The organism is Variovorax sp. 20P10.2.4 (genome assembly GCF_058244205.1).
Genome location: NZ_JBZAYE010000986.1, coordinates 1 through 1,892, shown reverse-complemented (window position 1 = coordinate 1,892; position 1,892 = coordinate 1). Strand labels below are relative to the sequence as shown.

At 73.3% G+C, this 1,892-nt stretch carries 1 pseudogene; it reads right to left on the bottom strand.

Annotated elements, in window-relative coordinates:
• A pseudogene (locus tag AC27VN_RS40240) lies at nucleotides 1–1,892 on the bottom strand (filamentous hemagglutinin family protein); the annotation flags it as partial.

Genomic DNA, 1,892 nt, shown 5'->3' with positions numbered 1-1,892 from the left:
CCCAGCGTCAGCGCCTGGATCGGCAGGTCGTAGTTCAGCGTCGCACCCGACGGGAACGCCGTGCCCTCGGCCAGGCGGACGCCGCCGATGGGCAGCACCAGGTCGCCGTTGTAGGGCTGCACGCCCGGCACCAGCGCCCAGCCGTTCTCGTCGGGCGTGAGCGGCGGCGGCGCGAAGCCGTCGTTGATGCTGCCGTAGACGTCCATGTTGCCCGCCGCGCGCAGCACCAGGCTGCCCGCTTCGCCCGAGCCGTAGACGCCGGTCTTCTGCGTGCGCGGGTTCAGGCTGGCATAGCGGTAGCCCGACAGGTCGAGGTCGCCCTGCACCACCAGGTCCTTGTCGGTCACGATCTCCACGCCGGGGCGCAGGTGCAGCGCGTCGGCATAGGCGGCGTTGTTGAGGCCGGCGAGCTTGCCGTGCAGCAGCGCGCCGTTGGCGAGCGCGGCGTCGATGAACTTCGTGCTCTGCGCGTGCTTCTGGTCCAGGTAGGCCTGCGTGATCTCGCGGTACGGACGGCCGCTCACCGAGTCCAGCCCGTCCTTGATGACGGCCGCCGGATCGCTGTCGTCGTAGCGCCAGACGGCGTTGAGCGCGATGGAACGCGCGCCCTCGATGTCCAGGCGGCCGCTGGCGTCGATGCGGATGTCGCCGCTGGTCTCGCCGGTGCGCGCCGCATTCAGTTCGAGCGTGCCGCGCTGCCGGCCGTCGTGCTGGCCGGGCTGGCTGCCGACGCTGGCGTCGGTGCCGTGACGCAGGTCGATGCGCGCGCCGCCGGCCAGCGTGAGCGTGCCCTGGCCGCCATCGAGCTCGACCATGGCGCGGTTGGGCGCGTCGATGATCTGGCCGCGGCTGTCCACGCGCAGCACCGTGCCGTGCGCATCGAGCACGGCGCTGCCGCCGAGGGTCAGGCCGTTCCTGCCCGCCAGTCGGATGCTGCCCACGCGCTCGCCGCTGGCATCGATGGTGCCGCGCACCGTGAGGCTGCCGTTGTCGACGGAGACGTTGACCTCGCCGGCCTTCAGGCCGTCGCCGATGACGAGGTCGCCCTGCTTGAGCTGGAAGCTGCGGTTGCCGAACACCGCGCCGTCGTTCAGGCGCCGGTTGAGGGCCGCGAACTGCTCGTCCAGCGCACCGCCATCGCCCAGGCGCTGCGCGCGGATGTCCACGCTGCCGGCCTTGAACGGCACCAGGGTGCCGCCGGCGTCGTAGTGGCCGCCGCTGGCGCCGAGGATGCGGCCCTGCAGGTCCACCGTGCCGGCCGCCGCGCCGAGCGCCACGGCCGAGAGCGTGCCGGCACGGTTCTGCTGCGCCGACAGGTCGATGCTGGCGCCCGCCGCCTGGCGGATGCTGCCGGCGCGGCTTTCGAGGGCGACGTCGCCGCCCCAGCTGTACTTGTCGACGTCGTTGAAGGCCAGCCTGCGGCCGCCCACGTCGATGAGCGCGCCATCGGCCAGCGTGATGTCGTCCTGGGCCGTCAGCGTCAGCTTGCCGCTGGGCAGCACGATGGCCGAAGCCAGCGCGATGGTGCGCGCGTCGAACGCGAGGTTGGCGCCCAGTGCCTGGATGCCCTGGGCCGCCGCCGCGTCGAGCGCCCGGCCTTCGGGCGCGCCGATGCGCAAGCCCTCGCCCGCGGTGATGCGCAGGACCGCGCCGGCCTCGCCGGTGATCAGCGGCGTCGAGATCTCCAGGTCGCCGCCGCTGTAGGCGTAGCCCTTGCCCTCCTCGTAGGCGCCCTGGCTGCGGTAGACCGCGAGGCTGCCCTTGCGGCCCGCGCTCAGCCGCTCGCTGGCGGCCAGCTTCACGGTGGAGAAGCCCAGCGCGAGGCGGGCCTCGTCGTCCTGCCCGTTCGCCACCGTGTGCGGCGCGTCGCCGAGCTCGATGCGCGCGGCCTG